This is a genomic window from Dryocola baronae (genome assembly GCF_051297175.1).
In the GTDB taxonomy this organism is placed as follows: Bacteria; Pseudomonadota; Gammaproteobacteria; order Enterobacterales; family Enterobacteriaceae; genus Dryocola.
This window is the reverse complement of sequence record NZ_JBINNY010000001.1, coordinates 514,609-540,790: the sequence shown is the minus strand read 5'-3', so window position 1 is coordinate 540,790 and position 26,182 is coordinate 514,609. Positions and strand designations below refer to the sequence as shown.

Sequence of the window (26,182 nt, the reverse complement as noted above, 5' to 3'; positions counted from 1 at the left end):
CCTTATGCCGCAATGGCATTCATAATGGCCGAAACGGACAGCTCAGCGAGCGGGATCTCCGCCACCTGCTGCCTGTCACGCATGATCACCACGCGATCCGCATAGCCCACCAGCTCCTCAAGCTCGGACGAGATAACCAGCAGCGCCAGGCCGTCGGCGCACAGGGTTTCGATCAGGCGGATAATTTCCGCGTGCGCGCCCACGTCGATGCCGCGCGTTGGCTCATCTAAGATCAGGAACTGCGGCCGGGTCAGCAGCCAGCGCGAAAGCAGAACTTTTTGCTGGTTGCCGCCGGAGAGAAATTCAATCGGCTGATCCGGGCCGGGCGTGCGGATACCGAGCTGGCGGATAAACCGCTCGGCGATTTCATACTGTTCGCGCTTTGGAATCGGCCGCAGCCAGCCGCGCTGGGCCTGCAGGGCGAGAATAATATTTTCACGCACCGAGGCGGCGGCGATTATTCCGTCGGTTTTGCGATCCTCCGGGCAGAAGCCGATGCCAAGGCTCGATGCCTTGTGCGGCGATCCCAGGGTTTGCTGCCTGCCTTTGATCGTCGCGGTGCCCTGGTCGGCGGGCTTGATGCCGAAGATCACCTCGGCGGTTTCGGTGCGGCCCGATCCCAGCAGTCCGGCAAGGCCGACGATTTCGCCGGGGCGAACCTCAAGATCGAACGGATTAATGGTGCCTTTTTTGCCGAAGTCTTTGAACGCGGCGATAGGCCTGTCGCTCAGCAGCGTGCGGCCCGCGCGGTGCAGCGCGTTGGTTTCCAGCTCGCGGCCCAGCATCATTTTCACCAGATCGATCTGCGGCAGATCTTTGGTTTCGCGGGTGCCGACGAACGCGCCGTTGCGCAGCACGGTGATCCTGTCGGTCACCTGATAAACCTGATCGAGGAAGTGGGTGACGAAGATCAGGCTGACGCCCCGATCGCGCAGCTGGCGCATCAGGGTAAAAAGCATGTCGACCTCTTTCGCGTCGAGGCTGGCGGTGGGCTCGTCGAGGATCAGCACTTTGGCCGAAAGATCGATGGCGCGGCAAATCGCGACGATCTGCTGCATCGCCACGGAATAGCGGTTGAGCGGCTCGGCGACGTCCAGCGAAAAGCCGTATGACTCCATGAGCGCGGCGGCGCGTTTTTCCATCTCTTTACGCCGCAGCAGGCCGAAGCGGCGCGGCTCGCGGCCAATAAACAGGTTGTCGGCCACCGACATATTGGGCAGCAGGTTCACTTCCTGGTACACGGTGCCGATGCCGAGCTGCTGGGCATGGGCGGTATTTTTCGGCGATATCGGCTCGCCTTCGAGATAGATACTGCCGCTATCGCGCTGGTAAACGCCGGTTAGCGCCTTGATTAACGTTGATTTTCCCGCGCCGTTTTCCCCCAGCAGCGCCATGATCTCGCCACGCCGCAGGCTGAAGTCCACGTTGTCGAGCGCTTTGACCCCAGGGAAATGCTTGCTCAGACCTTCCGTGCGCAGAATTTCCTGATTGTTTATGTTCATTAAATCACCCTCACCCCGGCCCTCTCCCTGAGGGAGAGGGGGAAAACAAAATCAAAACCACGCTCGATCCAGTCCCCTCGCCCCTTTGGGGAGAGGGTTAGGGTGAGGAGAAAACCCCATCAATAACCCATCGATTTTTTCTTCTCTAACTCTTCTTTAGCCGTATCCGGCAGGTAGAGGGTGGATTTGGTGATAGTGACTTTTTCCGGCAGGGTGCCGTCTTTCTTGAACTTCTCGAGCGCGTCAAACGCCGGGCCCGCCATGTTTGGCGTCAGCTCCACGCTGGCGTTCGCCTCGCCGTCGATCATCGCTTTATAGATATCCGGCACGCCGTCGATAGAGCCGGTCAGGATGTCTTTGCCAGGTTTCAGGCCCGCTTCTTTAATGGCCTGGATGGCGCCGATAACCATGTCATCGTTATGGGCGTAAACCATGCAGATGTTTTTGCCGTTGTTCTCAGCCTTGATGAAGCTTTCCATCACTTCTTTGCCCTTGCTGCGGGTGAAGTCGCCGGACTGCGAACGAATTATTTTCACGTTCGACGCTTTGGATATCGCATCGGCAAAGCCTTTCTTACGGTCAATCGCCACGCTCGCGCCGACGGTACCCTGTAGCTCAACGACGTTACACTGCTTGCCGTTCAGCTCTTTAAGCAGCCACTCGCCGATAAGCTGGCCTTCCAGCACGTTGTTGGCGGTGACCACCGTCATGTAGAGCGATTTGTCTTTAACGTCGATGTTACGGTCGAGGAGGAAGACGGGAATTTTGGCCTCTTTCGCTTCCTGGAGCACCGGCTCCCAGCCCGTAGCGACGATTGGCGCAATGAAGATGGCGTCTACGCCCTGGGCGATAAACGAGCGTACGGCTTTAATCTGGTTTTCCTGCTTTTGCTGGCCGTCGGCGATTTTTAGCGTGATGCCACGCTTCTGGGCCTCGCTCTTCGCCACCGAGGTTTCCGCCGCGCGCCAGCCGGATTCAGAACCTACCTGCGAAAATCCAACCGTTAAGGGAGCAGCAAAGGCCATAGACGACATTGCTGCACTGACTGCTGAGACCAAAAGTAAGCGCTTCCACATAAGTGAATCCTCGTAGGGTTTATTGTTGGGTGAAAACTGACCTTTTCGAAAAAGCATAGTCGAGGCGTGGGTTAACAGAATGAGTTACATCACAATTCGAACATCTGCTCAGCAAGCCTGTAACCGCTTACACTTATTTATTAAAAATACGGCTGTGTTTATGGAGATATTCGTTGCCGGAGTGCTCTGAAAAGGGGGATTAGCGCGTAAGAGGGATGAAAAGAGTCCAGGACATTTAAAGCCAGTTGGCTATAATACCGGGCACTTGAATGACACCAGTTTAAAGGAAACAGACATGAGCTTACTCAACGTCCCTGCGGGCAAAGATCTGCCAGAAGACATCTACGTTGTTATCGAAATCCCGGCTAACGCTGACCCTATCAAATATGAAATTGATAAAGACACCGGCGCGCTGTTCGTTGACCGTTTCATGTCTACCGCGATGTTCTATCCGTGCAACTACGGCTACATCAACCACACCCTGTCTTTAGACGGTGACCCGGTTGACGTGCTGGTCCCAACGCCATACCCACTGGCTCCAGGCTCAGTCGTGCGCTGCCGCCCGGTTGGCGTGCTGAAAATGACCGACGAAGCGGGCGAAGATGCCAAGCTGGTTGCGGTTCCGCACACCAAACTGAGCAAAGAATACGATCACATCAAAGATGTGAACGACCTGCCAGAACTGCTGAAAGCGCAGATCACCCACTTCTTCGAGCACTACAAAGACCTCGAAAAAGGCAAATGGGTGAAAGTTGACGGCTGGGACAACGCAGAAGCGGCGAAAGCTGAAATCGTTGCCTCCTTCGAGCGCGCTGCTAAGAAGTAATTCTTCTTGCTGCCATGCTTGTGAAAACACCGCCAAATGGCGGTGTTTTTTTTCGTGGGTAGAGGCAACCGGCAAACCGGTGGATGGCGCTTACGCTTATCCACCCTACATCGTGTAGGTCGGGTAAGGCGCAAGCCGCCACCCGACGACGTTTTCAAAGAGATTAATACTGGTCTTTATCCAACCAGTTTCCGCTTTCAATGCGGGTGAGTCCATCCACCGGCCTTTGGTACACGTACATCCATGCACTGCCGTACGGTGTCCGAATGAGCTGGCGTTTATACTCGCCGCCCTTGGAACGCAGGGCGTCCAGCTCGGCGAGCGTGGAGGCATCAATACGGTAGACCTCACCAAGAATCGCGCCGTCGCCCGGTACTGCGCCCGGGTAGTGACCTATGCTGTAAAGCACATAATTTTCTTGTGTGTGATCGCCCAACCACTGGGCGTTGGTCATCCAGTGGCTGTTGCCTTGCTTGCGTCGTAAACTGCCGTAAACAAATATTCGCATTGCTAAAACTCAAACTGATAGAGCACATCAAGTGCCTGATCTATGCCAGACACCGCTTCCAGATATAGCTTAGGCATCAAGCGATAACGCAAGGTCAGTGTCGCCAACGAGTCAAAAATACCCACACCATATTTCACCTGGAGACCCGGCAGCACGTAGCCGCTGACCACCACCTGGGAGGAGTCCCCTACCCCGGCAGTATCCAGCGCCAGATTGCTTACGCCAAACGTCTCGCCGATTTTACCCACAACCTGCCCACTCTGCGCAACCCCCAGACCAACAAGCATTGAGGTCATGGCGTCCGCATCGCTGCCGGAACTGTCTAAACCCTGGCCGCGAAGCAGGTAGGACAAGGCATCCTGCTGCGACATCGCCGGATCGGAAAATATCTCGGCTTTCGGTTCATCCGCCGATCCCGTGACGCGAACCCCGGCGATAACGTCGTTTTCCGTCGCTTCCGGGTTACGAATCGCCTCGATATTCAGCAGCGGCTGGTCCGGCGGGCCGGAGAACAGCAGCTCGCCTTTACGAACGATCAGATCCTGTCCGTAGGCGTGGAAGCGGCCTTCCGGAATATTAATCTGCCCGTTCAGGCCCAGCCCCTGGCGATCCTGCACCATTTTCAGATCGCCGTTCAGGCGAGCCTTCAGGCCGAAGGCGTCCAGCCGCACGTTGTTGCCGACGTGGATAATCAGGTTGCTGTTGATCGGGATACCGGCGGTCTGCGGTTTTTCCGGCTTCAGGTTTTTATCCAGCATCACTTCGTCGCTGGAAACCCCCACCGAACTTTCCGGCACTTCCTGAACGACGATGCGCGCCCACGGAATATCCACGCGGCCGTTAAGCGTGAACAGGCTTGGCGTGGCGACAAATTCGATATCCGGCGACACGTCCAGACGCACCATCGGCGGCACGGTGATGCGTACCTTACTCCCTTTCGCCGCCACGCGCGCACGCCAGTTGTCGATTTGCGTCCAGTCCGCATCGCCGCTCAGCACGATTTCGCCCTGCTTAGTGCGCACCACGCCCGCAAGCGTGGAGTTCATGCCGTTGAAATTCATGGCGATCTGGCTTGGCTGCATATCAAACGGCATAAAGTTCCCGTCGATATCCACGCCGTTTACCTGTAGCTGCCCGAACATCTGCGGCCGTTCGAGATTGCCGCCCAGGCGCAGGTTGGCGTTGATTTTACCGGCAGCCTTTTCCCCGCGTGAGAAAATGGCGTTCGCGATGGCGAGATCGAAGCCGCGCAGGTTGACGTTACCGGCCAGATTACGGCGGCCCTGCGGATCGGTAATCTGCACCTGGCCGTCGAACTGCCCGTTGTTCGCCACGCGGATCAGCCAGCCGAGCTGCGCGCGATTGTTTTTCAGCTCCGCGTTAAGGTTCAACGTATCGAACGAGACGGGCAGCGGGCTGTTGTTCACTTCCTGCGTCACCTTCACGCTGCGTCCGTTGAGGGTGATTTGCCCCTGCGGCAGCCCTTCTGATTCAGCATCCCAGCTCACATCCGCCCGCCCGCTGAACGACCCGCTCGCCTGGGTGGTGTCCGGCATAAACGGTTTGAGCATCGCGAGGTCGAAACGGTTGAGATTTACCACCGCACGCCCCTTCGCCCCCGCGTCTATGGTCTGCGGCACGCACAGCTCGGCATTCGGGTTGTTCCAGCAGTGCGGCCCGATGCTGATCTTCTGCTCTTTGTTGCGGTAGTCGAGCGCGATGGCGCGGTTCAGGCTCCACGGGCCAACCGGCGTTTCGAAGCGCGTATTGGACAGGCTGCCGCGCCAGCGTTCTTCGGCGCGGTCGAAGCCGCCGCTGAGGTTCAGCTGCCCGGAAACCGGGTCGCCCTGCACGCGCAGCTGAAGCTGGTGCTGCTTTTCATTGCCCTTCGCTTCGAGCGTGACGAGGCTGATGTTCACCCCCGGCTGCGCGATGCGCTCCACGCGCAGATTCAGGTTACCGCCGATTTGGTCGGTAGACTTCACGTCGCCTTTCAGCAGCACGCGGGCGATGGACAACTCCTGCCAGCGCAGGCTGTTGGCGGTGACGTCTGCAAATAGCTGCGGCGCTTTGACGTCGCCACGAACCTTCACGGTGCCTTTCGCCGTGCCGCCGAGTCCCGGCAGCGCGTTGTCGAGGCTTGGCGCATCGATAGTCGCATCCAGCGCCAGATCCTTCGGCCCCAGCTCGCCCTTCACGTCGGCGCTGTTGCGGCCAAGCTCCAGATGCAGGCCCGGAATGTTCCACTGCATGTAGCTGTTGCCTCTTAGCTTACCGGCAACGCTTACCTTGTTCTGTTTGACGTTCCCGGCAAGCTTAAGCTCCGGCACGTCCACCTGCCAGGTGCCGCCGTAGAGGCTGCCGCTGGTTTTCACAAAACCGTCGAGCTTCGCGGGCCAGTCCGGGAACTGCTTCGCGGTGTTGATACCGTCGAGGGTCAGCTCGCCGCGCCAGCTGATCGCCTTGCTCCAGTCGAGCACCGCCTTCAGGTCGGTGTTGCCCTGCAGGGCCGCGATACGCAGTTTGTCGAGGTTGAGCTGCTGCTCGTTGCCTTTACCGTCAAGCGTGATGGTGGCGGGCGGTATCTGCGCGCCCTTCACGGCGGTGCGGAAAGAGAGGGCGTAGTCGGTCATTTTGCCGCTGAACTTCAGCTTGAGATCGTCGGCCTGGTACTCTTTCTCGCCGGTGAACGGCCAGTACAGCTGCTTGCTGACCACCTCAAGGTTAAGCGGCAGGCCCGCTTCGGCAAGCTGGGTGTGCGCGGTAAGCTCCATGTCCACCGGGCCGGAGAGATTAATGCCGACTTTCAGCACGTCGCGCAGCTCGCCGCCAACCTTCATTTTTACCTTTTCGCCCTTCACCGGATCGATGTTCAGCGTGGTGTTCAGCGTCAGGTCGACCGGCCATTTATCACGCAGCTCGGCGCTGCCGGTGGCGTTCACCAGCCCCTGCGAAGAGTCCACGTCCAGCGCGTCCAGCTTAACGTGCCCGTCGATACTGCTGACTTTGAGCAGCAGGCTGCTCACCAGCAGATCCGTGTCGCCGGTCAGGCGCAGCTGGGAGCCGCGAAATTCCTGAATGTTGAGGTTGAGCGGCAGATGCACGTCGGTCATTTCCGGCAGCACCGGCTTCTCGAACAGCTGTTTGAGCGTTTCGCCAAGCGGCAGCTCTTCCGGCTGCGGATTGTTGATCTTCGGCTCCACCACCTCTTCCTGGGCAACCTTCGCCACCTTCGGCAGGGCGATCAGCAGGCCTTCGAGGTTGGTTGGCGTCAGCGTCAGGTTGCGTTCCTGCCAGTTCAGGCCGGAGGTGAATTCCATCACCGATACGGTGGTGTCGTCGATTTTGATATTGACGTTGTTGAGCGCGACGCGGCTTAGGGTAATCGGATACGGCGTGCTGAGGTTCAGCGGGCCGCTGTCTTCTTCTTCGACCGGCGCGGACGGCGGCATCTTTTTGCTATCGATAACCACGTCGACGTCTTTGAGCGAGAAGTTATTCACGCAGATGCTGCTGTCGCGCAGGCAGCCGAGCTTCAGCGCAAGGTTTACCTCACCGGCCATCACGTTCACGCCCGGCTGCTCGTAGCGCAGGCCCTTGATGGTCAGGTTGCGCCAGCCGCCGGTCACGCTGCCGATATCCAGCCCCGGCACCCAGCGGTTAGCCGCGTTAAACACGATATGCAGCCCGGTCGTGGTGCCCACCAGGAAACCCACCGCGCCAATCAGCAGTAAAATAACAACCAGCACCGCGAGGCTTATTTTCTTCCAACGACTCATAGTTCAGGCCCCAGACCGATGTAAAACTGTAATCCGTGTTCGTCTTTATCACCCACCGGCACGGCGAAATCGAGCTTGATTGGCCCGACCGGCGACTGCCAGCGCACGCCGACACCGGCGCCGGTTTTAAAGTTGCTTTGGGTAATATCGTTCACCGCCTCGCCGGAATCGACGAAGGCCGCGCCCCACCATTTCCCGGTGACGTTGTACTGATATTCAAGCGAGCCGGTGGCGAGTTTGGACGCCCCCGTCAGCTTGCCGTCGCTGTTTTCCGGCGAGATAGATTTGTACTTGTAGCCGCGAATGCTGCGGTCGCCACCGGCGAAGAAGCGCAGGTCCGGCGGGACTTTTTCAAAGTTGTTGGTTTCAATCCAGCCGAGGTTGCCGCGCATTACAAAGCGGTGTTTGTCGTACAGGCTGCGGATCCAGACGTTTTGCGCCTGGAACACGCCGAAGTCCACGTCAGAACCCCAGGTGGTATCGGACCAGTCAATCGAATAGCGCTGCGAGTCGCCCCACGTCGGCATCAGGCCGCCGCGCGAACGGGTGCGGCTGAGGCTGACGCCCGGATAAAGCAGCATGGTGGTGTTGGTGACGTTGGCTTGGGTAAAGTGGTCAAGGCTCCAGCGCAGGTTGATGGCGCGCTGCCAGCCGCTCGACATGTCCCAGAAGCGCGATACCGCAACGGTAGTGGAATCCTGTTCGGTATCGTTGAGATCGGTACGCTTAAAGCCGCCCTGCACAAGGTAATACTGTTCTAGCGGGCTTTTCAGCAGCGGCACTTTGTAGCTGAAATCAAGAACCTGCTCCGGCGCGGAAAGGCTGGTGCTGGTGGTGAAGCTGTGGCCGTAGGAGTTAACCCAGGGCTTTTTCCACGTCGCCTTCACGCGCGGCCCCACGTCCGTGGAGTAGCCTACACCGGTTTCGATGGTGTTTTCGGTACGCGGCGAAACCACCCCGTGCAGCGGCAAAATTTTCGTTTTGCGGGCTTTGTCGAATTCTGGCGCTACCACCACCGAGTTAAACCAGCCGGTGGCGGACAGGCGGCGGTTTAGCTCCGCCAGGTCACGCGACTGGTAATAGTCGCCTTTTTTGAAGGGCACGAGGTTTTGCAGGTACTCTTCGCGGATCTGCGAACCTTCGAAAGTCACGTCGCCGAAACGGTAACGCTGGCCGCTGTCGTAGTCGATATCCCAGAACGCCTGGCGGCGCTCGAGCGAAACGCCAAGCTGGCTCTTGCGGAATTCACTGTCGAAATAGCCTTTGCGCACCGAGGTGTTGGTCAGGCTCTTTTTGAAGCTTTCATAATCGCCGTGGTTAAGCACCGTGCCGATTTTAGGGCGATCGTGCAGCAGATCGAGGAAGTCGCTGTCCTCGCGCGCGCCGCCGCGCAGCACCACGTCCGTGCCGCCAATCAGCACCGGAGGCCCGGCCTGCACCTTGACCTTCAGCACCTGGCGGCCCTTCGGCGGCGGCGGAAGCAGGTCGAAATCGATGGTGGGCTCGTAGTAGCCGAGCGCCTTAAGGCCGCCGCGAATGGCGTCATCCACGCGAGCCTGGAAACGCCGGTCCGGCGTCACTTCGTCACTTTGAATCGTTGAGAGCTGCGCACGAACGTTTTTCTGCAGCTCTCCGGTCAATCCTTCCACTTGTAATCGCACGTTGGCAGCGCCCGCCCACGTGCTTGCCAGGCATAAACTTGCCAGACATAAAATACGGATTCTTGGCACGTTTTCTCCTGAATATCCTTGTACCTACCCCTGATCGGTAACGTCTACACCGCTCCGCGGTTTAACAAAACCCCAACAAACGGGGTTGAAAACTGCTCAAACACCCAAATAATTCTTATAAGTACTGTAGTCTGATAACGCGGGGTTATTGTCTGCAATTACACGCCCCGTTACAACCGCACAACGGTTGTCACCTAATTTGCCGATATCGGGAGATAAATATCTGATGAAATTATTCGAGAAAACCCATCCCGTCACGCAGTCCGAAGCGTTGCCGGGCCGCAATACCCCGATGCCGGTAGCGACTTTGCATGCCGTTAACGAACATTCGATGACCAATGTACCAGAAGGGATGGAAATCGCTTATTTTGCGATGGGCTGTTTCTGGGGCGTTGAGCGTTTATTCTGGCAAACGCCGGGCGTTTATAGCACGGCGGCGGGCTATATGGCGGGTTATACGCCAAATCCTACCTACCGCGAAGTCTGCACCGGGCAAACCGGCCATACGGAAGCGGTGCGCGTGGTCTACGATCCGCAGGAAGTGAGCTACGAGCAGCTGTTGCAGATATTCTGGGAAAACCACGATCCCGCGCAGGGCATGCGCCAGGGCGGCGACGTGGGCACGCAGTATCGCTCCGGCATCTATCCGTTAACGCCCGAGCAGGACGCGGCGGCGCGGGCGAGCCTGCAACGCTTCCAGGAAGCCATGACGCTTGCGGGCGACAAACGTCAGGTGACCACCGAAATCACCAACGCCGGGCCGTTCTACTACGCCGAAGACGACCACCAGCAGTATCTGCATAAAAATCCGTACGGCTACTGTGCGATTGGTGGAATTGGGGTTTGCCTGCCGCCTCAGGGCTAAGTTGTTTTGCGGCGGATGGCGCAGGCTAATCCGCCCTACCGGTTGAAACAGCCCGGCCCAAACTTTGCCCAGTAGCAGCCCCTCCCGCCCTTACGCTATACTACCCGTTGAAATTGCTGGCTCGCTTAGGCTTAAAGCCGGCTTTTCTTATGTATGACCCCATGGATATTCAACTTTCCCTTCCGAGGATCTGGCCACAACAGCCGGATAAACTATGTTAAACAGTATTTTAGTAATACTTCTTCTTATCGCTATCAGTGCGTTCTTTTCCATCTCAGAGATCTCGCTGGCCGCCTCCCGCAAAATCAAACTCAAGCTGCTGGCTGATGAGGGCAACGTGAATGCACAGCGCGTTCTGAAGATGCAGGAAACGCCCGGCATGTTCTTTACCGTGGTGCAGATTGGCCTTAACGCGGTCGCGATTTTGGGCGGTATCGTCGGTGACTCGGCGTTTTCCCCCGCATTCAAAAGCCTGCTTGAGCGCTTTTTATCACCGGAGATGTCCGACCAACTGAGCTTTATTATCTCCTTCACCCTCGTTACCAGCCTGTTCATCCTGTTTGCGGATCTCACCCCGAAACGCATCGGCATGATTTCGCCTGAAGCGGTTGCTTTGCGAATCATCAACCCGATGCGCTTCTGCCTGTTTGTCTTCCGTCCGCTGGTGTGGTTCTTCAACGGCCTGGCAAACGTCATTTTCCGCATTTTCAAACTGCCGATGGTCCGTAACGACGACATCACCTCCGACGATGTATACGCGGTGTTTGAAGCCGGGGCGCTGGCGGGCGTACTGCGTAAGCAGGAGCACGAGCTGATTGAAAACGTGTTTGAGCTGGAATCTCGCACCGTGCCGTCATCCATGACCTCGCGCGAGAACATCATCTGGTTCGATCTGCACGAAGAAGAGCAGAGCCTGAAGAACAAAATCGCCGAGCATCCGCACTCCAAGTTCCTGGTGTGCAACGGCGATATCGATCATATCGTCGGCTATGTCGATTCCAAAGAGCTGCTGAACCGCGTGCTGGGCAATCAAAGCATGGCGCTAAACAGCGGCGTGCATCTGCGTAATACGCTGATTGTGCCGGATACGCTGACGCTTTCCGAAGCGCTGGAAAGCTTCAAAACGGCGGGTGAAGACTTCGCGGTGATCATGAACGAGTACGCGCTGGTGGTGGGTATCATCACGCTGAACGACGTCATGACCACGCTGATGGGCGATTTAGTCGGCCAGGGCATGGAAGAGCAAATCGTCGCCCGTGACGAAAACTCATGGCTGGTGGAAGGCGGCACGCCGATTGACGACGTGATGCGCGTGCTGGATATCGACGAGTTCCCGCAGTCCGGAAACTATGAAACCATCGGCGGCTTTATGATGTTTATGCTGCGAAAAATCCCGAAACGTACCGATTCGGTGAAGTTCTCCGGCTATAAGTTCGAAGTGGTGGATATCGACAACTACCGCATTGACCAGCTGCTGGTGACGCGCATCGACAATAAACCTTCGACGCTGACGCCAAAACTGCCGGATGCGGAAGGGCATAGCGCCAGCTAAGTTTTCAAATACCAGAAACATCAACGGCCCCATCGGGGCCGTTTTGCTTTGTACTTCTCTGGCTTTACGCCATTTCCGCCTGCATACGAATGACCTGGCGGTTTACTTCAGACATAACAGATAAATGCTGCTTATCTTTCACTTTTGGGATAAGAATTTTGCCCTTATCAAATTCAAAAGCGCCAACGTCCTTGATGTACAACCGTCCACGGAACAGGATCTTCACGTACTTCGCCACCTGAAGCGGGTTGTAACGTTGGAAAATTTTCATTCTTTTTACTCTCCTGCAGTGTTAACGCCCCTGCGGTTCCACAATTGGTCCGACAAAACGAGGCGCAAAATTTTGGTGCCTGGAAACTATAGTCCATATCCAAACCGACACCCAGTTTGCATACTCTTATTTACCGTTTGATTACAATTTCTCAGAATAATCTCTGCAAATGTTAATAAAACTTAGTTTATGCATTCAAAAATCAGGGATATGTGCGATCGCCCGCAAACTGGCACTCATGTTGCGGGACAGATGCGTATTCAGCACTTATGCTTAAACCGACGGATCAAGTGGTCCGATCACCTGCATGCCATGCCTAACTAAAACAACAAGGAGTCAACCATGACCCTGCGAGCAACGCTTGCCCTCACCGCCCTGCTGCTGCCGCTGATGGCCTCAGCCCATAACTTCCAGACCAACCAGCGCGTGGCGCCGGTCGGCATCGCCGATAAGGGCGAGCTGGTGTTGGATAACGATAAGTTTAGCTATAAAAGCTGGAATAGCGCGCAGCTCGCTGGAAAAGTGCGGGTGCTGCAACACATTGCAGGCCGCTCCAGCGCGAAAGAGAAAAACGCCGGGCTGATAGAAGCGATTAAAGCCGCGAAGTTCCCGCACGATCGCTACCAGACCACGACCATCGTCAACACTGACGATGCTATCGTCGGCACCGGCATGTTTGTGCGCAGCAGCATTGAGAGTAATAAAAAGCAGTATCCGTGGTCGCAGTTTATTGTCGACAGCAACGGCGTGGCGAAGAAGGCCTGGCAGCTGGAAGACGCCGGTTCGGCGGTAGTGGTGCTGGATAAAAACGGGCGTATTCAGTACGCGAAGGACGGCTCGCTAACGCAGGCGGAAGTGCAGCAGGTGATGAACCTGCTGCAGGAGCTGCTTAATAAATAGAAACGCGGAAGCCGGGGTTGAGGAAAGACTCGCGCGGGGTGTAATCCAGCGGCTTGCCCTGCCAGTCGTGAACGTGCGCCCCGGCGGCTACCGCTACCGCGTGCCCTGCGGCGGTGTCCCAGATGTTGGTCGGCCCAAAGCGCGGATACAGCTGCGCCTGCCCGTCAGCCACCAGGCAGAACTTAAGCGATGAACCAATCGCCGTGGTCTGGTGTTCGCCCATCTGCTGGAGATACTCTTTTAGCTCCGGGTCGTTATTCGCGTGTGAGCGGCTCACCACAACCAGCGGCGGCCGCGCGTCGCGCACGTGGATTTGGTTGCGCACGCCGCACTCTTCTTTCCAGGCTTTGCCTTCTGCGGCGCTGTACATAATCTTTAAGACCGGCGCATAAACCACGCCGAGCACGGCTTTGCCCTTTTCGATCAGCGCGATGTTCACGGTGAATTCGCCGTTGCGCTTGAGAAACTCTTTGGTGCCGTCGAGCGGGTCCACCAGCCAGTAGCGATCCCAACCCTGGCGAACGGCCCAGGTTTGCGGGTCTTCTTCTGAAAGCACCGGCACGTCCGGCGTTAACGACTGCAATCCTTTAAGAATAATGGTGTGCGCGGCTAAATCCGCAGCGGTGACCGGCGAGTCATCGGATTTTTGGGTCGCCTCCAGCGGCTTTTCCCCTTCGTACACCTGCATGATGGCGGCTCCCGCCTCCCGCGCCAGTTGGCAAATTTGTTCTAACATTGTCCACCTCGTGTTGTGTCGCCGCACGCTGCATAGCGCGAATAACCTGTTGTTTTACTTATATCTCATTGCGACCTGATGCGCTATCTGTGAAGCGATTCCGGTTTCATCGCCCTAATTTCTGGCAGACTTCACAGTTTTGTAAGCAACGGCCTGTAAATTCATTGCCTTTTGTGGCGTACCTCGAAAAAAGGACCTTAATCATGATCAAGTTTAGCGTAACCCTGCTTGCCACGCTGATCGCGACCAGCGTAAACGCGGCGACGGTTGACCTGCGTATTCTCGAAACCACCGATCTGCACAGCAATATGATGGACTTCGACTACTACAAAGATACGCCGACGGAGAAGTTCGGTCTGGTACGTACGGCAAGTTTGATTAATGCCGCTCGCGGTGAGGCCGAAAACAGCGTGCTGGTCGATAACGGCGATCTGATTCAGGGCAGCCCGCTGGGTGATTACATGGCGGCAAAGGGGCTGAAAAAGGGCGATATCCATCCGGTCTACAAGGCGCTAAACACGCTGGATTATGCCGTCGGTAACCTGGGCAATCATGAATTTAACTATGGCCTCGACTACCTGCATAACGCGCTGGCGGGGGCGAAGTTCCCCTACGTTAACGCCAATATTATCGATGCAAAAACCAAGAAGCCGCTGTTTACGCCCTACCTGATTAAAGAAACCCAGGTCAAAGATAAAGACGGCAAAACGCAGACCCTGCGCATCGGCTATATCGGCTTTGTTCCGCCGCAGATCATGACGTGGGATAAGGCGAATCTGGACGGTAAAGTTACGGTCAACGACATCACCGAAACCGCCAAACATTACGTGCCGGAGATGCGTAAACAGGGCGCGGATTTAGTGGTCGTCGTCGCCCACTCAGGGCTTTCCAGCGATCCGTATCACGCGATGGCTGAAAACTCCGTCTATTACCTCAGCGAAGTGCCGGGCGTAGACGCAATTCTGTTCGGTCACGCGCACGCCGTCTTCCCTGGGAAGGATTTCGCCAATATTAAAGGTGCCGATATCGAAAAAGGCACGCTGAACGGCATTCCTGCGGTGATGCCGGGGATGTGGGGCGACCATCTCGGCGTGGTGGATCTGGTGCTGAATAACGACAGCGGCGCGTGGAAGGTCACCAGCAGCAGGGCGGAGGCGCGCCCGATCTATGACAGCGTGGCGAAGAAATCCCTCGCGGCGGAGGATGCAAACCTGGTGAAAGTGCTGGCGCACGATCATGACGCCACGCGCGAGTTTGTCAGCAAGCCTATCGGCAAGTCCGCCGACAACATGTACAGCTATCTGGCGCTGGTGCAGGACGACCCGACCGTGCAGGTGGTGAACAACGCCCAGCGCGCCTACGTCGAAAAATTCATTCAGGGCGACCCGGACCTTGCGAACCTGCCGGTGCTTTCTGCCGCCGCGCCGTTCAAAGTGGGCGGGCGCAAGAACGATCCTGCAAGCTTTGTCGAAGTGGAAAAAGGCCAGCTTACCTTCCGTAACGCCGCCGATTTGTATCTCTATCCGAACACGCTGGTGGTCGTGAAGGCGAGCGGCAAAGATGTGAAGGAGTGGCTGGAGTGTTCAGCCGGACAGTTTAATCAGATTGACGTGAACAGCAGCGGGCCGCAGCCGCTGATTAACTGGGACGGCTTCCGCACCTATAACTTCGACGTTATCGACGGCGTGGATTACCAGATCGACGTTTCGCAGCCCGCGCGCTACGACGGCGAATGCCAGATGGTGAACCCGAAAGCGGAGCGTATAAAAGCGCTGACGTTTAAAGGCAGGCCAATCGATCCGAACGCCACCTTCCTCGTCGCGACGAACAACTATCGCGCCTACGGCGGCAAGTTTGCCGGCACCGGCGATAGCCATATCGCCTTCGCTTCCCCGGATGAAAACCGCTCGGTGCTGGCGAACTGGATTAGCGCGCAGAAAGAAATCCACCCGGCGGCGGACAACAATTGGAAGCTGGCCCCGATCCACAGCCAGCAGAAGCTGGATATCCGCTTTGAAACTTCACCGGGCGAAAAAGCCGCCGCCTTCATCAAAGAGAAAGCGCAGTACCCGATGCTGAACGTGGGAACGGATGATATTGGATTTGCGATTTATCAGCTTGATTTAAATAAGTAATATTTAAAACGTCGGGTAGCGTTGCTGCTACCCGCGCAATCCATATCCATGGCGTCGCATTCAAATCGTTTACAAATTCTGGTCTGATCATAGACGGGCATCATCGCTACGAAAATTACTATAAGTTTACCGTAAATTTTTTAGTTCGGTGAATCGAGAAAACATTTGAATAGGCCGTATCGAAGGTATATCCAGAGTTGAAATTAGCAAAGCATATTTAATTTAATAGCTTATAATTAAAAGATACCTCCCACAGTTCATCTCCTTGCTAATAACACTAGCACTATTAATAAGAAAAACTGAACAATCTCGTGTAATGAATTAATAATAAAGTTATATATAAATTGTAACCGCAATCAAAAACAAATCTAAAATTCGATGATGAAAAATATCTGCAATCGTACACTGCCATAAGATAACCAATTGAATAAATTACAATTATTTATATTGTTGGTTTTCCGAAAGTATCATTCAAGAAAGGATAATTTTCTACACATCACTTTACTGCTATTATATTTTTCCATCATAATAATTACGCGAGATCATTTTCATGAATAAGCCTTTCTTGGCTTCAGCCATAGTTGCCTTTTCATTATTGGCTGGTTGCAGCGCGCCAAATACTTTACCCGCAAAAAAAGAAACATCAGCTAACACTAGCAAGCAAAATATCTGCCTTAATGAGTTTAAGGCATTGCAACACTTATCTAAAAGTGATTACGAAGTTTATCAGCAACAATTTAATCAATTAAACAAAACTTATGACGTTTATAAGAATAATAAAGAAGTGATTAATAAAGATTCGAAAGAGATCCTCAACATTGAACTCAATGCAAAGCTGACGCTCATTTGTGCACGCGTTAAAAATGCCGTCTTCATTAACATGGACAAACGCTCGCAGGAAATAAACAACATATGAAGAAGAGTGTGAAGTCTGTCTTTTTACTTCTTCTCCTGGCTAGCGTACAGGGAGCTGACGCAGCAAACGCAGATGAGAGTAATTTAAATCTTCTGGATCGGTTACAGGAACAGAATATCATTTCCACCCCTCAGCCTGCGGTTTTCGAGGAAAAAGAAACGACTTCATATCCTTTAACGTCCCCACCAAAGATCGCGACTGAGCCAGCGGTATCCGTCAAGAAACCGGTTATCGCTAAGGAAAAAAAAACTAAGCTAAAAAAGCATCCAAAATCGCCGAGCATTAACAAGGCCGACTCCGTTAAAAAAGGTGCATTCTCATCAACGGTGACATCCTCTACCGTCGCGAAAAAAAAAACCGGGTGAGGTTAAGAAGCAATCTTCGGGAAAGTTTAAAAAGGCGTTTGAAAGTGCACAATCCGCTGCGGCTAAAGCACGCAAAGCGTATTCGAATCTCCAGAAGAACTATGCCGTTGCGCTGAAAGAAAATAAACAGCTCCAGGCACAGTTGGATACGCTAAAAAAGCAGTCCGCTGATGAAAATAAGAAATTTAACGATCAAATAAGAATCTTGAATAAACAGGCTGCAGAGAAACTTTCAGCTTCTGAGACTGCCTTTAGAAAATCTCAGGATACTAACCAGGCAACAAAGTCTGCGCTGCAAAAATCTGATGAGTATAACAAGACGCTGAAAAGCCAGCTCAAAGACGCTCAAACTGCCGGACAAAAAGCATTAGAAGATAAAGAGAAAATCACTCAGGAATTGACTAAAACCAAAAAAGAACTCATGTCCCTGAGTCTCGCAGCAATAACTAAAAAAGACGGCGAACTGATAAGTGATGAAGTGCTCAGAATAGCGCATTCAAAGGAAGGCGATAAAACCGTTAATTCTTATTCCGTTGGTTATATTCTGGGGCAGGCAGCGGATACAAAAATAAACCAGGTTGTTTCATCTGGTGAGCAAGTCGATCGCCAGATCGTTATCAAAGGCTTCGTGGATCGTATGAATCGGATCGCTAACATGTCGAAAGAAGATATGACTGTGGCGCTGGACAGGCTTGATAAAAGCATCAAAAGAAATGAGGCAACAGCAATGGCGGTCGAGAGAAGAAGTTTGCCGTAGGCGGTGGCGCGATCTTCCACATTCCCCGTGAGCAGCCTATGGAAAAAAGGCATTAAAACCCGCCGAACTCGCTTTTAATTATAGAAATCAGCGTGCATGACATGAAAGAGAGTTAATGCTTTTCATGCCCTCGCCTCTCAGGAGAGAGGGCGGTTTTTTCATCTCTTTTAATAAACACCCAGACGCCAGCTGCGGCGGACTAAACATTAGGCGTCGTTGTCCCCTGACGCTACCACACGCGGTAAATTCACCTCTATCCAGTCGGCCAGCGCGGCGACTTTCTCCGCTACCTCTTCACCCAATGGCGTCAGGCTGTATTCAACGTGCGGCGGTATCACCGGGTAGCTTTTGCGATTCACGAAGCCGTCTGCTTCCAGCCATTGCAGCGTTTGGGCGAGCATTTTTTCGCTCACGCCGCCCATTTTGCGGCGCAGGTCGCTAAAGCGATGCGTTCCTCCCTGGAGCGCCACCAGAATCAGCACGCCCCAGCGGCTGGTGACGTGCTTGAGCACGTCCCGCGACGGGCATTTTTCAGCGAAGAGGTTTCCGTTACGCATCTGTTCGGTCAGCGACGGCGCGCCTTGAAGGAATTCACTCATTTTATACTTACCTTTTTGTACGTACTTACTAAAAGTTAGTTATGGTGCTATTTTGCCATAAGTCATCCAAAACAATAAGGGGTTTATCATGATTGCTATTACCGCTGCTTCCGGCCAGCTGGGTCGTCACGTTGTGGAAGATTTACTGAAAGAGGTTGCGCCTAAAGATGTGGTCGCCATCGTTCGTAACCCGGCCAAAATCAGCGACCTCGCCGAGCGCGGCGTGCAGGTTCGCGCCGCCGATTACAATGACAAAGCGGCATTTGAAAAGGCGCTGGCGGGCGTTGAGAAGCTGCTGCTGATCTCCTCAAGCGAAGTCGGACAGCGCGCCGCGCAGCACCGTAACGTGATTGAAGCGGCGAAAGCCGCGGGCGTAAAACTGATTGCCTACACCAGCGTGCTGCACGCCGACACTTCCCCGCTAGGCCTTGCTAGCGAGCACATCGAAACTGAAAAAATGCTGAAAGAATCCGGCCTTCCGTTCGTGCTGCTGCGCAACGGCTGGTATACCGAAAACTATATCGCCAGCGTGCCGCCTGCTCTGCAACACGGCGTGTTTATCGGTAGCGCAGCCGAAGGGAAAATCGCCTCAGCGGCACGTGCAGACTACGCTGCGGCGGCGGCAAAAGTGCTTACGCTTGATAACCAGGGCGGCAAAGTTTACGAGCTGGCGGGCGACCGCGGCTGGACGCTCGGCGAGCTGGCGGCGGAAGTCAGCAGGCAGAGCGGCAAGACCGTGGTGTATCAGAACCTGTCGGAAGCGGATTTCAAAGCCGCGCTGCTGGGAGCGGGTTTGCCGGAAGGCCTGGCTGCCATGCTGGCAAATTCTGACATCGGCGCCTCCAGGGGCGGCCTGTTTGACGACGGCAAGCAGCTCAGCAAGCTGATTGGCCGCCCAACCACCACGCTTGAAGAGAGCGTTCGCGCCGCGCTGTAATTGTTATCTATCCGTTAAAGTTGGACATCCCTATACTTAAGGGATGTCCTGACGGAGAAGATAGCGTGCAAGGCGTCCCTGAACAGTTCAACGATGAGAAAGACAACGCCCAGTTTCGGCACCTGCCGCAGCTTCCCGGCGTTGAGCTTTATCACGCTCACATTTCACGTTACGCCTTCGAACCCCATACACACGAAGCCTTCGGCATCGGCACCGTCACCTGGGGCGCGGAGCGTTTCCGCTATCGTGGCGTGCAGCACGTCGCCGCCCAGGATTCGCTGGTGTTGATGAACCCGGACGAGTTGCATACCGGTGAAGCGGCAACGGAAGACGGCTGGCAGTACCGTATGATTTATCTCGAACCGGATATGCTCGAAGCCATCACCGGCGAACGCAGCTGGTGGTTTAACGAGGCGGTGACCCACGACCCGCTGCGGTCGCGCCAGATTTCCCAACTGATCAACGGCCTGTGGAGCGCCGGGGATTCGCTTACCCAGCAGGGCCTGCTGCTTAACCTCATCGATACCTTCCGGCCCTACGCGCGCCACCGGCCTTCCACCCCGCAGGAGGCCGCGCACCGCTTCGACCACATCCGCGAGTATCTGCACGATAACTATATGCACCCGCTGACGCTTGACGACCTGGCCGCCGTGGCGTCGCTCAGCCCCTGGCATTTCCAGCGGCAGTTCAAAGCGCATTTCCACGTCACGCCCCATCAGATGCTGATGGCAATCCGGCTTTGGTACGCCAAACGGTTTCTGACCAACGGCGTGCCCGCAGCCCAGGTCGCGGCCATGAGCGGGCTGACCGATCAGGCCCACCTCACGCGCGCCTTCGCCCAGCGCTACGGCATTACGCCCGTTCGCTATCAGAAACAGGTTAACCGCTAGCAAACCGCAAGCTCGTACAATACGCCCGTCACGCCTGTCCCTACACTCCCCGCAAAGACCTAATCTGGAAGATGAAGATGCTATCTGGCGTGATGTATGCCCTGCTTGCGGGGCTGATGTGGGGGCTGATTTTCGTAGGCCCAATTATCGTTCCCGACTACCCTGCGGCGCTACAGTCCACCGGGCGCTATCTGGCGCTGGGGCTGATTGCTATTCCCCTGGCGTGGCTTGGGCGGCAGCGCATGCGCCAGCTTAGCGGCAGGGACTGGCTGACGGCGCTGAAGCTCTCGACCGTCGGCAACCTCATTTATTACGTTTGCCTCGCCAGCGCCATTCAGCGCACCGGCGCGCCCATCTCAACGATGATTATCGGCACGCTGCCGGTAGTTATCCCCGTGCTCGCCAACCTGCTTTACAGCAGGCGCGACGGTAAACTGCCGTGGCGGCGCCTGGCGCCTGCGCTCGTTATCATCGGCGTCGGGCTGGCGATGGTGAACACCGCAGAACTGCGCGGCGGGCAGGCTGATTTCAGCTGGTGGCGGTACGGGAGCGGCATCGCTCTGGCCTTTGTGTCGGTTGCCTGTTGGGCCTGGTACGCGCTGCGCAACGCCCGCTGGCTGCGCGAGAATCCTGATAAAAACCCGATGATGTGGGCCACTGCGCAGGGGCTTTCCACGCTGCCGTTTTCCCTTATCGGCTATATCGCCGTGTGTCTGTATATGGCTCAAAGCCGCGCTGATTTCGCCCTGCCGTTTGGGCCGCGCCCGGAGGTGTTCGTCACGCTGATGCTGGCCATCGCCCTGTTCTGTTCCTGGCTCGGCAACCTGTGCTGGAACATCGCCTGCCAGCGCCTGCCGACGGTGATCGTAGGCCCGCTTATCGTCTTCGAAACCCTGGCGGGTCTAGCCTATACCTTTGTGCTGCGCAAAAGCCTGCCGCCGGTTTTGACGCTGCTGGGCATCCTCTGTCTGATTATCGGCGTGGTGCTCGCGGTGCTGACCAAACCGCAAAAAACGAAAGTTAGCGAGGTTGCCGTCGCGCTGGATAAATAACAGGCTACCTAAAAAGAGTCATAGCCTTACCTTAAAGATGCATTTAATATGCATCTTATATTATTAACGATGAGGTAGTAGCCCATGGCCTTCCGCGACCAACCTTTAGGTGAACTGGCTTTAACCATTCCACGCGCTTCCGCGCTGTTCCGTAAACTGGATCTGGATTTCTGCTGCGGGGGTAAACAGACGCTTGAGCGCGCTGCAACTCGCAAAGCGTTAGACCTCGACGCGATTGAGGCCGAGCTGGCGGCGTTGGCCGAAGAGCCGGTAGAGAAGGAATGGCGCACGGCGGCGCTTGCCGAAATCATCGACCATATTATCGTGCGCTACCACGACCGCCACCGGGAGCAACTGCCGGAGCTTATCCTGCAGGCCACCAAGGTCGAGCGCGTGCACGCGGACAAACCGAACGTGCCGAAGGGTCTGGCGAAGTATCTGACCATGCTCAATCAGGAGCTGAGCAGCCACATGATGAAGGAAGAACAAATCCTCTTCCCGATGATCAAACAGGGCATGGGCTCACAGGCGATGGGGCCGATTAGCGTGATGGAAAGCGAGCATGACGATGCGGGGGAACTGCTGGAGGTCATCAAGCACACGACCAACAACGTGACGCCGCCGCCGGAAGCCTGCACCACCTGGAAGGCGATGTATAACGGGATTAACGAGCTGATTGACGATCTGATGAATCACATTAGCCTGGAAAACAACGTGCTGTTCCCACGGGCTTTGGCCGGGGAGTAACGCTTCAATAAAGTGGGAAGCCCTGGGCTTCCCACTTAGAAAACTGGCGGATGGCGCGATGCTTACCCGCCCTACTTACCTGTATTAGCCAGGCGTTTCTTGCCGATAAACATCCAGCCCAGACCCAGTACGATAAACCACAGCGGCGTGACGATCAGCGCCTGGCGGGTATCTTGTTCCAGCGTCAGCAATACCAGCACAAATACGAAGAACGCCATGCAGACCCAGCACATGAACTTGCCAAGCGGCATCTTGTAGATCGACTTCTGATGCAGCTGCGGGCGCTGTTTGCGGTACACCAGGTACGAGCAAAGAATAATCGTCCAGACGAACATAAACAGAATCGCCGATACCGTGGTGATCATGGTGAAGGCCGCAATCACGTTTGGATTGACGTAAAGCATTACCACGCCGCCCAGCAGGCACATGCAGGAGAACGTCAGCCCTTTGGCCGGTACGGCGCGCTTAGAGAGTTTGGCAAAGGCTTTTGGCGCAACGCCGTCCTGCGCCAGCCCGAATAGCATGCGGCTGGTGGAGAACACGCCGCTGTTGGCGGACGAGGCTGCGGAGGTCAGCACCACGAAGTTGATGATGCTCGCTGCGGCAGGCAGGCCGACCAGCACGAACAGCTCAACGAACGGGCTCTTGTCCGGCACGACGGAACGCCACGGGGTGACCGACATAATCACGATCAGCGCGAACACGTAGAACATGATGATGCGCACAGGAATGGAGTTAATCGCACGCGGCAGCGATTTTTCCGGATCTTTAGTTTCTGCGGCGGTAGTGCCCACCAGCTCAACGCCCACAAAGGCGAACACGGCAATCTGGAAGCCCGCAAAGAAACCGCTCAGCCCTTTCGGGAACCAGCCGCCGTCATTCCACAGGTTGGTGAAAGAGGCCTCAACCCCCGTCGGCGAATGGAAGTGGGTCAGTATCATGACCAGACCGATGACGATAAGCCCGACGATGGCGACGATTTTGATCATCGCAAACCAGAACTCCATTTCGCCGAACATCTTCACGGTTGCCAGGTTCAGACTCAGTAAAAGCACTATCACGGCAAGCGATGCGACCCAGTCAGACAGGCCGGGGAACCAGAACTGCGCGTAGGCGGTTATTGCCACCACGTCCGCCATGCCGGTCACCACCCAGCAGAACCAATAGGTCCAGCCGGTGAAATATCCCGCCCACGGGCCTAAGAGGTCTGCGGCAAAATCGCTGAACGACTTATATTCGAGGTTGGAAAGCAGCAGCTCGCCCATGGCGCGCATCACGAAGAAAAGCATAAAGCCGATGATCATATACACGAAGATGATCGACGGCCCGGCAAGGCTTATCGTTTTACCCGATCCCATAAACAGGCCGGTTCCGATAGCGCCCCCGATGGCAATAAGCTGAATATGCCGGTTTGTTAAATTACGCCGTAGCGACTGCTCAGACGGCGCCTCGGCTTCGTCTGTGACTTTGACCTGATCTACCATGTTTTATTCCTGTAACTGTCTGTTGTGTTTAGGCTCTGCTGGCCTTTAAACGTTATGTTTGATGTGATGCTGCTTGAACAAAGCACATCGATAGTAGGTAAGAATCGGTGGGATGAATACCTGCAAGAAACGTTATTGTTAATATTTTGTTTAATTTGAGTGCGATATCACTCTATCAACGCGACATGCCTCACAAAAATACCCGGAACGTGGGTATATGCAAGATTAAATCACGCATTTTTGTTAATGACCAAACGAAAACCCCGCCGAAGCGGGGATTTTCTGACTGCTTACAGAATTTCCAGCAATTCCACTTCGAAGACCAGCGTGCTCAGCGGCGGGATGGACGCGCCAGCGCCGCGCTCGCCGTAGGCCAGGTTGTGAGGGATAGTCAGTTCCCACTTAGAGCCTACCGGCATCAGAGTCAGTGCTTCAATCCAGCCAGCAATTACGCCGTTGACCGGGAACTCGGCCGGTTCGCCGCGCTTTACGGAGCTGTCGAAAACGCTGCCGTCGATAAGCTTGCCGGTGTAGTGCACGCGAACATGATCCTTACGGGAAGGAATTGGGCCGGTGCCCTGGGTCAGAACGCGGAACTGCAGGCCGGTTTCGGTGCTCTTCACGCCTTCTTTCTTGATGTTTTCTTCCAGATATTTCTGGCCTTCTACCACCATTTCAGCCTGACGAGCCTGACGCACCGCATCGGCACGTTCATGAACTTCGCGCAGCGCACGATGAACAACATCAACCGGAACTGCCGGAGCATTCCCTTCCAGCGCATCACGCAGACCCGCAACCAGCGCTTCTGGCAGCAGACCCTGCAAACCAGATTCACTCAGCTGTTGACCAACCTGTAAACCAATACCGTAACTTGCTTGCGCTTCGACGCTGTCTAAAGAAGGGGTTGTCATGAATATTTCCTATGAGGTGTTTAAAAGCCAGCCGGAAGCATATCAGCGTCGCCTGGCCGGGTAAAATGCAAAAGCCATGATGATGACAAATGCGAATGAAACGGGAACAATGGAACGACTGCGCGCTAAATTACGGCTGGGCATCACGTAAAGTGGGATTGCTTAGAGCATCAAACAGTTAGCGTTCTATAATGGAGTTGGGAAATGTACATTGCACATTATGTGAATATGAGGAGGGTTGCCGATGCGATTCGCTGTTAAACCTATGCTTGCGCGGATATGGCACGCACCTGAACATTTCCGGCTGATGGATCCGCTGCCTGTGATGCACCGTCGCGGCATTATTATCGCCGCTCTGATCATGGTGGTGGGGTTTCTGTGGCCAACCGAAGACGCGACGACTCGCCCCGTCACGCGCGATGCCCAGCTTTCTATTGAATCACAGTCACCGATGCATGCCGAACTGGTAAACCCGCCGACAAACACCGCGCAGACCGCGCCCGTCGAACCGGCACAGGTTGAAGAGCAGCCGCAAAGCCAGGCTCCGGTACCTCATGAAAATAACGATATTGAGGGGCAATGGCGCTCTTACCGCGTGGCGTCAGGCCAAACCATGGCGCAACTCTTCCGCGATAATAATCTTCCGCCCGCCGACGTCTATTCCATGGCGCAGGTTGAAGGCGACAACAAGCCGCTGAGTAACTTACAGACCGGGCAAATGGTGCAAATTCGCCAGAACGCGAATGGTGTGGTGACGGGACTTACGATTGATATCGGCAACGACCAGCAGATCCTCTTCACCCGTCAACCGGATGGCAGCTTCCTGCGCGCTCGTTAAAAAAAGATGGGATAGTTGGAAAAGCAAAACGCCGGCACATGGCCGGCGTTTTAACATCTGCTGTAACGGTTACGTTAGCGTGAATTACGCTTCAGCAACAACGTTTACAATCAGTTTAGCGAACACTTCGCTGTGAACCTGGAAGTCCACTTCGTGCTCACCAGTGGTACGCAGAACGCCGTTCGGTAAACGAACTTCGCTCTTAGCCACGTCAACGCCAGCTGCAGTTACAGCATCAGCGATGTCGCGAGTACCGATGGAACCGAACAGTTTACCTTCGTCGCCTGCTTTAGACGCGATAGTAACGGTTTCCAGTGCGTTGATCTTCGCAGCGCGAGCTTCAGCAGCAGCCAGAACGTCGGACAGTTTAGCTTCCAGTTCTGCACGGCGTGCTTCGAAGTATTCAACGTTTTTCTTGGTAGCAGGAACAGCTTTACCCTGTGGTACCAGGAAGTTACGAGCATAACCCGCTTTAACGTTAACCTGATCACCCAGGCTACCCAGGTTTGCTACTTTATCAAGCAGAATAACTTGCATTACCTTATCCTCTCAAAGTCGTATTAATGGACCGTGCCCGATTACTGATGACGATCAGTGTACGGCAGCAGGGACAGGTAGCGAGCGCGTTTGATAGCGCGAGCCAGCTGACGCTGGTATTTTGCACGGGTACCGGTGATACGGCTTGGGACAATCTTACCGCTTTCGGTGATGTAGTTTTTCAGCGTAGCGATGTCTTTATAGTCAATCTCTTGAACGCCTTCCGCGGTGAAACGGCAGAACTTGCGACGACGGAAATAACGTGCCAT

At 55.2% G+C, this 26,182-nt stretch carries 25 protein-coding genes; 13 read left to right on the top strand and 12 right to left on the bottom strand.

Annotated elements, in window-relative coordinates; genetic code table 11:
- Positions 1-2 precede the first annotated feature (2 nt).
- A complete protein-coding gene (gene ytfR, locus ACSPHG_RS02525; RefSeq protein ID WP_435951923.1) occupies positions 3-1,502 on the bottom strand; it encodes a galactofuranose ABC transporter, ATP-binding protein YtfR in 1,500 nt (499 codons plus the stop codon).
- Positions 1,503-1,621: 119 nt separating this feature from the next.
- The gene (gene ytfQ / locus ACSPHG_RS02520; protein ID WP_435951921.1) at positions 1,622-2,578 is read right to left on the bottom strand and encodes a galactofuranose ABC transporter, galactofuranose-binding protein YtfQ; all 957 of its coding nucleotides are present in this window, start codon (positions 2,576-2,578) and stop codon (positions 1,622-1,624) included.
- A 295-nt stretch (positions 2,579-2,873) separates the two neighbouring features.
- On the opposite strand from ytfQ, the gene ppa reads away from it, so the two are divergent.
- Positions 2,874-3,404 (top strand): inorganic diphosphatase, encoded by a 531-nt coding sequence (ppa, locus tag ACSPHG_RS02515; RefSeq protein WP_202306494.1) that lies wholly within the window; start codon positions 2,874-2,876, stop codon positions 3,402-3,404.
- Positions 3,405-3,567: 163 nt separating this feature from the next.
- On the opposite strand, the gene ACSPHG_RS02510 is transcribed toward ppa, so the two are convergent.
- Genes ACSPHG_RS02510 through tamA form a run of 3 tightly spaced genes read right to left on the bottom strand, consistent with a single transcriptional unit; the run spans position 3,568 to position 9,421 of the window.
- A complete protein-coding gene (locus tag ACSPHG_RS02510) occupies positions 3,568-3,912 on the bottom strand; it encodes a gamma-glutamylcyclotransferase family protein (protein WP_435951920.1) in 345 nt (114 codons plus the stop codon).
- Positions 3,913-3,914: 2 nt separating this feature from the next.
- Positions 3,915-7,691, bottom strand: a complete 3,777-nt coding sequence (gene tamB, locus ACSPHG_RS02505) for an autotransporter assembly complex protein TamB (RefSeq protein WP_435951918.1) — start codon at positions 7,689-7,691, stop codon at positions 3,915-3,917.
- Positions 7,688-9,421: an autotransporter assembly complex protein TamA gene (tamA, locus tag ACSPHG_RS02500; protein ID WP_435951916.1), complete on the bottom strand. Its 1,734-nt coding sequence runs from the start codon at positions 9,419-9,421 to the stop codon at positions 7,688-7,690. The genes tamB and tamA overlap by 4 nt, the downstream gene beginning before the upstream one ends.
- 226 nt (positions 9,422-9,647) lie before the next feature.
- Here tamA and msrA point away from each other — a divergent pair, with 226 nt between their 5' ends.
- A complete protein-coding gene (msrA, locus tag ACSPHG_RS02495; protein WP_435951914.1) occupies positions 9,648-10,286 on the top strand; it encodes a peptide-methionine (S)-S-oxide reductase MsrA in 639 nt (212 codons plus the stop codon).
- A 214-nt stretch (positions 10,287-10,500) separates the two neighbouring features.
- Positions 10,501-11,838, top strand: coding sequence for a polyamine export protein PaeA (gene paeA, locus ACSPHG_RS02490; protein ID WP_435951913.1), 1,338 nt, complete (start codon positions 10,501-10,503; stop codon positions 11,836-11,838).
- Positions 11,839-11,902: 64 nt separating this feature from the next.
- Here paeA and ACSPHG_RS02485 read toward each other — a convergent pair whose 3' ends face one another.
- The gene (locus ACSPHG_RS02485; RefSeq protein ID WP_034461209.1) at positions 11,903-12,109 is read right to left on the bottom strand and encodes a DUF1107 domain-containing protein; all 207 of its coding nucleotides are present in this window, start codon (positions 12,107-12,109) and stop codon (positions 11,903-11,905) included.
- Between the two features lie 342 nt (positions 12,110-12,451).
- On the opposite strand from ACSPHG_RS02485, the gene ACSPHG_RS02480 reads away from it, so the two are divergent.
- Positions 12,452-13,009 carry a YtfJ family protein gene (locus tag ACSPHG_RS02480; RefSeq protein WP_435951910.1) on the top strand — a complete coding sequence of 186 codons (558 nt, stop codon included), beginning with the start codon at positions 12,452-12,454 and terminating at the stop codon, positions 13,007-13,009.
- On the opposite strand, the gene cysQ is transcribed toward ACSPHG_RS02480, so the two are convergent.
- Positions 12,999-13,745: a 3'(2'),5'-bisphosphate nucleotidase CysQ gene (cysQ, locus tag ACSPHG_RS02475; protein ID WP_435951909.1), complete on the bottom strand. Its 747-nt coding sequence runs from the start codon at positions 13,743-13,745 to the stop codon at positions 12,999-13,001. The two genes, ACSPHG_RS02480 and cysQ, sit on opposite strands and share 11 nt — an antisense overlap.
- A gap of 203 nt (positions 13,746-13,948) precedes the next feature.
- On the opposite strand from cysQ, the gene ACSPHG_RS02470 reads away from it, so the two are divergent.
- The 4 genes from ACSPHG_RS02470 to ACSPHG_RS02455 all read left to right on the top strand — a co-directional run bounded on the left by ACSPHG_RS02470 (position 13,949) and on the right by ACSPHG_RS02455 (position 17,918).
- Positions 13,949-15,880 (top strand): bifunctional 2',3'-cyclic-nucleotide 2'-phosphodiesterase/3'-nucleotidase, encoded by a 1,932-nt coding sequence (locus ACSPHG_RS02470; RefSeq protein ID WP_435951908.1) that lies wholly within the window; start codon positions 13,949-13,951, stop codon positions 15,878-15,880.
- Between the two features lie 550 nt (positions 15,881-16,430).
- Positions 16,431-16,796 (top strand): YuaE family lipoprotein, encoded by a 366-nt coding sequence (locus tag ACSPHG_RS02465; protein ID WP_435951907.1) that lies wholly within the window; start codon positions 16,431-16,433, stop codon positions 16,794-16,796.
- The gene (locus tag ACSPHG_RS02460; RefSeq protein ID WP_435951905.1) at positions 16,793-17,161 is read left to right on the top strand and encodes a hypothetical protein; all 369 of its coding nucleotides are present in this window, start codon (positions 16,793-16,795) and stop codon (positions 17,159-17,161) included. Before ACSPHG_RS02465 ends, ACSPHG_RS02460 begins: the two co-directional genes overlap by 4 nt.
- Positions 17,162-17,303: 142 nt before the next feature.
- Entirely contained in the window at positions 17,304-17,918 is a 615-nt protein-coding gene (locus ACSPHG_RS02455; RefSeq protein ID WP_435951904.1) for an FKBP-type peptidyl-prolyl cis-trans isomerase N-terminal domain-containing protein, read from the top strand.
- 206 nt (positions 17,919-18,124) lie between these two features.
- On the opposite strand, the gene ACSPHG_RS02450 is transcribed toward ACSPHG_RS02455, so the two are convergent.
- Positions 18,125-18,517 carry a winged helix-turn-helix transcriptional regulator gene (locus ACSPHG_RS02450; protein WP_435951903.1) on the bottom strand — a complete coding sequence of 131 codons (393 nt, stop codon included), beginning with the start codon at positions 18,515-18,517 and terminating at the stop codon, positions 18,125-18,127.
- A gap of 88 nt (positions 18,518-18,605) precedes the next feature.
- Here ACSPHG_RS02450 and ACSPHG_RS02445 point away from each other — a divergent pair, with 88 nt between their 5' ends.
- The 4 genes from ACSPHG_RS02445 (at position 18,606) to ytfE (ending at position 22,143) form a co-directional block, all read left to right on the top strand.
- Complete coding sequence (locus ACSPHG_RS02445) at positions 18,606-19,454, top strand: SDR family oxidoreductase (RefSeq protein WP_435951902.1); 849 nt, start codon at positions 18,606-18,608, stop codon at positions 19,452-19,454.
- Positions 19,455-19,519: 65 nt separating this feature from the next.
- The gene (locus ACSPHG_RS02440) at positions 19,520-20,344 is read left to right on the top strand and encodes an AraC family transcriptional regulator (RefSeq protein WP_435951901.1); all 825 of its coding nucleotides are present in this window, start codon (positions 19,520-19,522) and stop codon (positions 20,342-20,344) included.
- Positions 20,345-20,421: 77 nt separating this feature from the next.
- Positions 20,422-21,396 (top strand): DMT family transporter, encoded by a 975-nt coding sequence (locus tag ACSPHG_RS02435; protein ID WP_435955925.1) that lies wholly within the window; start codon positions 20,422-20,424, stop codon positions 21,394-21,396.
- Between the two features lie 84 nt (positions 21,397-21,480).
- Complete coding sequence (gene ytfE, locus ACSPHG_RS02430; RefSeq protein ID WP_435951900.1) at positions 21,481-22,143, top strand: iron-sulfur cluster repair protein YtfE; 663 nt, start codon at positions 21,481-21,483, stop codon at positions 22,141-22,143.
- A 71-nt stretch (positions 22,144-22,214) separates the two neighbouring features.
- On the opposite strand, the gene cycA is transcribed toward ytfE, so the two are convergent.
- Both cycA and bamJ read right to left on the bottom strand, forming a co-directional pair.
- A complete protein-coding gene (gene cycA, locus ACSPHG_RS02425) occupies positions 22,215-23,627 on the bottom strand; it encodes a D-serine/D-alanine/glycine transporter (RefSeq protein ID WP_435951899.1) in 1,413 nt (470 codons plus the stop codon).
- Positions 23,628-23,917: 290 nt separating this feature from the next.
- Complete coding sequence (gene bamJ / locus ACSPHG_RS02420) at positions 23,918-24,538, bottom strand: BamJ family beta-barrel-assembly machinery protein (RefSeq protein WP_435951898.1); 621 nt, start codon at positions 24,536-24,538, stop codon at positions 23,918-23,920.
- 238 nt (positions 24,539-24,776) lie between these two features.
- On the opposite strand from bamJ, the gene ACSPHG_RS02415 reads away from it, so the two are divergent.
- Positions 24,777-25,376 carry an OapA family protein gene (locus ACSPHG_RS02415; protein ID WP_435951897.1) on the top strand — a complete coding sequence of 200 codons (600 nt, stop codon included), beginning with the start codon at positions 24,777-24,779 and terminating at the stop codon, positions 25,374-25,376.
- An 84-nt stretch (positions 25,377-25,460) separates the two neighbouring features.
- Here the strand turns inward: ACSPHG_RS02415 and rplI are convergent, their stop codons facing one another.
- Entirely contained in the window at positions 25,461-25,913 is a 453-nt protein-coding gene (rplI, locus tag ACSPHG_RS02410; protein ID WP_435951896.1) for a 50S ribosomal protein L9, read from the bottom strand.
- Between the two features lie 41 nt (positions 25,914-25,954).
- Entirely contained in the window at positions 25,955-26,182 is a 228-nt protein-coding gene (gene rpsR, locus ACSPHG_RS02405) for a 30S ribosomal protein S18 (RefSeq protein ID WP_000135199.1), read from the bottom strand.

Bases quoted from the DNA above. Each gene is read 5' to 3' on its own strand.
- ytfR (WP_435951923.1), bottom strand. From the start codon at position 1,502: ATGAACATAAACAATCAGGAAATTCTGCGCACGGAAGGTCTGAGCAAG.
- ytfQ (WP_435951921.1), bottom strand. From the start codon at position 2,578: ATGTGGAAGCGCTTACTTTTGGTCTCAGCAGTCAGTGCAGCAATGTCG.
- ppa (WP_202306494.1), top strand. From the start codon at position 2,874: ATGAGCTTACTCAACGTCCCTGCGGGCAAAGATCTGCCAGAAGACATC.
- ACSPHG_RS02510 (WP_435951920.1), bottom strand. From the start codon at position 3,912: ATGCGAATATTTGTTTACGGCAGTTTACGACGCAAGCAAGGCAACAGC.
- tamB (WP_435951918.1), bottom strand. From the start codon at position 7,691: ATGAGTCGTTGGAAGAAAATAAGCCTCGCGGTGCTGGTTGTTATTTTA.
- msrA (WP_435951914.1), top strand. From the start codon at position 9,648: ATGAAATTATTCGAGAAAACCCATCCCGTCACGCAGTCCGAAGCGTTG.
- paeA (WP_435951913.1), top strand. From the start codon at position 10,501: ATGTTAAACAGTATTTTAGTAATACTTCTTCTTATCGCTATCAGTGCG.
- ACSPHG_RS02485 (WP_034461209.1), bottom strand. From the start codon at position 12,109: ATGAAAATTTTCCAACGTTACAACCCGCTTCAGGTGGCGAAGTACGTG.
- ACSPHG_RS02480 (WP_435951910.1), top strand. From the start codon at position 12,452: ATGACCCTGCGAGCAACGCTTGCCCTCACCGCCCTGCTGCTGCCGCTG.
- cysQ (WP_435951909.1), bottom strand. From the start codon at position 13,745: ATGTTAGAACAAATTTGCCAACTGGCGCGGGAGGCGGGAGCCGCCATC.
- ACSPHG_RS02470 (WP_435951908.1), top strand. From the start codon at position 13,949: ATGATCAAGTTTAGCGTAACCCTGCTTGCCACGCTGATCGCGACCAGC.
- ACSPHG_RS02465 (WP_435951907.1), top strand. From the start codon at position 16,431: ATGAATAAGCCTTTCTTGGCTTCAGCCATAGTTGCCTTTTCATTATTG.
- ACSPHG_RS02460 (WP_435951905.1), top strand. From the start codon at position 16,793: ATGAAGAAGAGTGTGAAGTCTGTCTTTTTACTTCTTCTCCTGGCTAGC.
- ACSPHG_RS02450 (WP_435951903.1), bottom strand. From the start codon at position 18,517: ATGAGTGAATTCCTTCAAGGCGCGCCGTCGCTGACCGAACAGATGCGT.
- ACSPHG_RS02445 (WP_435951902.1), top strand. From the start codon at position 18,606: ATGATTGCTATTACCGCTGCTTCCGGCCAGCTGGGTCGTCACGTTGTG.
- ACSPHG_RS02435 (WP_435955925.1), top strand. From the start codon at position 20,422: ATGCTATCTGGCGTGATGTATGCCCTGCTTGCGGGGCTGATGTGGGGG.
- ytfE (WP_435951900.1), top strand. From the start codon at position 21,481: ATGGCCTTCCGCGACCAACCTTTAGGTGAACTGGCTTTAACCATTCCA.
- cycA (WP_435951899.1), bottom strand. From the start codon at position 23,627: ATGGTAGATCAGGTCAAAGTCACAGACGAAGCCGAGGCGCCGTCTGAG.
- bamJ (WP_435951898.1), bottom strand. From the start codon at position 24,538: ATGACAACCCCTTCTTTAGACAGCGTCGAAGCGCAAGCAAGTTACGGT.
- rplI (WP_435951896.1), bottom strand. From the start codon at position 25,913: ATGCAAGTTATTCTGCTTGATAAAGTAGCAAACCTGGGTAGCCTGGGT.
- rpsR (WP_000135199.1), bottom strand. From the start codon at position 26,182: ATGGCACGTTATTTCCGTCGTCGCAAGTTCTGCCGTTTCACCGCGGAA.